3 protein-coding genes and 1 pseudogene are annotated in these 3,772 nt (G+C 73.9%); all 4 read left to right on the top strand.

Features of this window, described 5'->3' with window-relative positions; genetic code table 11:
- Nucleotides 1–113 precede the first annotated feature (113 nt).
- Nucleotides 114–392 (top strand): hypothetical protein, encoded by a 279-nt coding sequence (locus ABZU52_RS19030; RefSeq protein ID WP_354972324.1) that lies wholly within the window; start codon nt 114–116, stop codon nt 390–392.
- A gap of 71 nt (nt 393–463) precedes the next feature.
- Nucleotides 464–1,447, top strand: a pseudogene (locus ABZU52_RS19025) (MoxR family ATPase); the annotation flags it as partial.
- Nucleotides 1,444–2,427, top strand: coding sequence for a DUF58 domain-containing protein (locus tag ABZU52_RS19020; protein ID WP_354972323.1), 984 nt, complete (start codon nt 1,444–1,446; stop codon nt 2,425–2,427). The pseudogene ABZU52_RS19025 and the gene ABZU52_RS19020, both read left to right, overlap by 4 nt.
- A complete protein-coding gene (locus ABZU52_RS19015; protein WP_354972322.1) occupies nt 2,424–3,386 on the top strand; it encodes a VWA domain-containing protein in 963 nt (320 codons plus the stop codon). Before ABZU52_RS19020 ends, ABZU52_RS19015 begins: the two co-directional genes overlap by 4 nt.
- Nucleotides 3,387–3,772: the final 386 nt, after the last annotated feature.

Below are 3,772 nucleotides of genomic sequence, written 5' to 3'. Positions count from 1 at the left end.
GTGTACGTGGGGCTGTTTGTCGTGGTGTTCGGCGTCCGCGGGGGGGTGGGGGGGGGGGGGGTGCCGGGCGCGCCGGGCACCCGCCCTCCCCGAATGAGACAGAGGAGAACCGCATGCGGATCAGCATCAAGGCCGGCTTGGCCTTCGCCGGAGCGGCAGCCGCCGTGGCCGCCGCTGGCGGCGCGGCGTACGCCGCTGGCGACGACGAGCCCGAGCCCATCGTGCAGATCGTGACCGAGCAGGAGCAGGGCATCAGCGGCGACACCAGGCACCAGTGGTCCCGGGACGAGTGCCCAGACCAGACCGGTACCGCCTCGACGAGGCCGGGCGTCGACCAAGCTGACGTACCGGGCACGCCGCACGAGCCGACCGCACCGCGGGAGGCGTTGTGACGGCAACCCCGACGGTGGCCAACAGGACCGAGGCCATCGCGGATCTCGACCACGCAACGGCGGCCCGGCTACTGGAGCAGACCCTGTTCGAGGTGAAGCGGGTCATTGTCGGCCAGGATCGGCTGGTGGAGCGGCTGCTCACCGCGCTGCTGGCGAAGGGGCACTGCCTCCTGGAGGGCGTGCCGGGAGTGGCGAAGACCCTCGCCGTGGAGACCCTGGCCAGGGCCGTGGGCGGTAGCTTCTCCCGGATCCAGTTCACGCCGGACCTGGTGCCGTCGGACATCATCGGCACCCGGATCTACCGTTCGTCGCGGGAGAGCTTCGACGTCGAACTTGGCCCGGTGATGGCCAATCTCGTCCTCGCCGACGAGATCAACCGCGCGCCAGCGAAGGTGCAGTCGGCGTTGTTGGAGGCGATGGCCGAGGGGCACGTCTCGATCGGCGGGGACAGCTATCCCGTGCCGGCGCCGTTCCTCGTGTTGGCCACCCAGAACCCCATCGAGTCCGAGGGCGTGTACCAACTGCCGGAAGCTCAGCGGGACCGGTTCCTCATGAAGGTGGTGGTCGACTACCCCACCGACGACGAAGAGCTGGGCATTCTCTACCGGATGGGTACCGGTCGGCCGTCCGCCCGCCCGGTGCTCGACCCGGCTCGGCTGTCCGCCCTGCAGGCGCAGGCGCGGCAGGTGTTCGTGCATCACGCGCTGGCCGAGTATGTGGTCCGGCTGGTGCTGGCCACCCGGGACCCGGCCCGTTTTGGGTTGCCTGACGTGGCCGGTCAGCTGGCCTACGGGGCGAGCCCTCGGGCCACGCTCGGGCTGGTGGCCGCGGGGCGGGCGCTCGCGCTGCTGCGCGGGCGGGACTACCTACTCCCCGCCGACGTGCAGGAGATCGCTGTCGACGTGCTGACGCACCGGCTCGTGCTCTCCTTCGACGCGGTCGCCGACGGCGTCGACGCGACCGCCCTGGTCCGCCGGCTGGTCGACGCGGTGCCGCTGCCGCACATCGCGCCGTCGCAGGAGAACCAGGGCCCAGGGCTGGGAGCTGCCGCGTGAACGGGCCGGGGGCGACGATCCATCAGCTCGCGCCGCAGCGGCGGCTGCTTCGGTTGGAGCTGACCATCACCCGGCGCCTGGACGGGCTGCTGCACGGTCGTTATCTGGGTCTGCTGCCCGGTCCCGGTAGCGAACCCGCCGGCAGCCGCGAGTACCGGCCGGGCGAGGACGAGGTACGGCGGATGGACTGGTCGGTGACCGCCCGCACCGCCGTTCCGCACGTGCGGACCGTCGAGGCCGATCGGGAGCTGAGCACGTGGACGCTTGTCGACGCCACCCCGAGCATGGACTTCGGCACCGCCGAGCTGGAGAAGCGGGAGTTGGCCGTGGCGGCGGTCGCCGCGGTCGGCTTCCTCACCACGGGCGCCGGCAACCGGCTCGGCGCGCACCTGCTCACCCACGAGGGCGTGCGGCGCTTTCCCGCCCGCACGGGGCGTACCCATCTGTTCGGACTGTTGCGCACGCTGCTGGACGTGCCGCGCGGGTTGCCGGCGGAAACGCCGGTGTCCCTCGCTGACGGAGTCGACGGGTTGCGTCGGTCTGCGGGGCGGCTTGGCCTGGTGGTCGTGGTCTCCGACTTCCTCGACGGTCTGCCCGACGCGGGTATCGCCGGGACGGGCGGCCCGCCGCCGACGTGGGAGCAACCGCTGCGCCGGTTGGCCACCCGCCACCAGGTTCTCGCCGTGCAGGTGTCCGACCCGCGCGAGGGGGAGCTACCGGACGTCGGCCTGATCACGCTCGTCGACCCGGAGAGCGGACGCCGCCGCGAGGTCTCGACGGGCAGCCGTCGGCTGCGCGACCGGTATTCGGCGGCGGCTGCCGCGCAACGGCTGGCGGTGACCCGGGCGATCCGCCGCAGCGGCGCGGCGCACCTGCCGCTGTCCACCGACCGGGACTGGATCGCCGACATCGTCCGACACGTCTTCGCGCAGCGGCGGCTCGCCAGCGCCGCCCGTCCCCCGACCGGAGGTACCGCATGACCTGGGAGTCCCCGCAGCGGCTGTGGTTGCTGCTCGCGGTGGCTGCGCTGGTCGTCGGCTACGTGCTGATGCAGCGCCGCCGTAGCCGCTACGCCGTCCGCTTCACGAATCTCCGGCTGCTGGACAGGGTCGCACCGCAGCGTCCGGCCTGGCGGCGGCACGTGCCGGCCAGCCTGTTCCTGGCGATGCTGGCGCTGTTGGTGGTCGGCTTCGCCCGCCCCAGCGACGAGGTGCAGGTGCCCCGGGAGCGGGCCACGGTGATCGTCGCGGTGGACGTCTCCCGGTCGATGCTCGCCACCGACGTGTCCCCGGACCGGCTGAGCGCCGCCAAGGACGCCGCCCGGGAGTTCGTCGACGGGTTGCCCAAGGAGTTCAACGTGGGATTGGTCGCGTTCGCGGGGAGCACGTCGGTGCTGGTGGCCCCGGACACCGACCGGGCGGCGCTGGCCGTCGGCATCGACCGTCTGGCCGAGGGGGCGGCGGGGATCCAGGGCACCGCCATCGGGGAAGCGATCGGCACCTCCCTGGAGTCGATCCGCGCTCTGGACGCCCGGGCCGCCGAGGAACCGCCGCCAGCACGCGTCGTGCTGCTCTCCGACGGCGCCAACACCGCCGGCCGGGACCCGGGCCAGGCCGCGGGCGAGGCCACCGAGCGGGGCGTACCGGTCGACACGATCTCGTTCGGCACCCCGGACGGCCGGATCGGTGCGAACGGCGGCGGCGGTCAGGCCGTCCCGGTCGACGGCGAGACGCTGCGGGCGGTCGCCGCCCAGACCGGCGGCGGCTACCACGAGGCGGGCACCAGCGACGAACTGCGCACGGTGTACGCCGACATCGGCTCCTCGGTGGGGTTCGAGACCGAGCGGCAGGACGTGTCGGCCCGGTTCATCGGCGTCGGACTCGTGCTGGCGCTGCTCGCCGCCGCGACGTCGATGCTGTGGTTCTCCCGCCTGCCCTGAGCACACTCCGGATTGGAGGTCGTTGACAATGTCGATCACACCGACGGGTCTCGGTGAGCCGCGCGGTCCATGGTTCTCCTCACCCGACCTGACGCCGACAGTTGAGCCTGCCCGCGTACCCCCGCCGGAGGATGGACCGGCGGCGGCCCCCGCCGACCGGCGCTGGCCGCGGCTGCTGATGGTCGGTCTGGCCCTCATCGCGGTGTCCGCCGGGACCGGCGGCGCGGGCGGCGTCCCGGGCGCGCCCGGCGTAACCCCCGCGGGCCCGCCCCCCCCCGCCCCCCCCGCCCGCCGCCGGGGCGGCCCCCCCCAACCGGCCCGGGGGGGCGGCGGGGGCCGCCCCCCCCACCCCCCCCCCCCCCCCCACCCCACCCCCCCCCCCCGCG

Origin of the sequence: Micromonospora sp. NPDC005220 (assembly GCF_040607895.1) — a bacterium.
Lineage (GTDB): Bacteria > Actinomycetota > Actinomycetes > Mycobacteriales > Micromonosporaceae > Micromonospora.
Note: the sequence above shows the minus strand (reverse complement) of the source record. Positions and strands in the feature narration are given on the sequence as shown.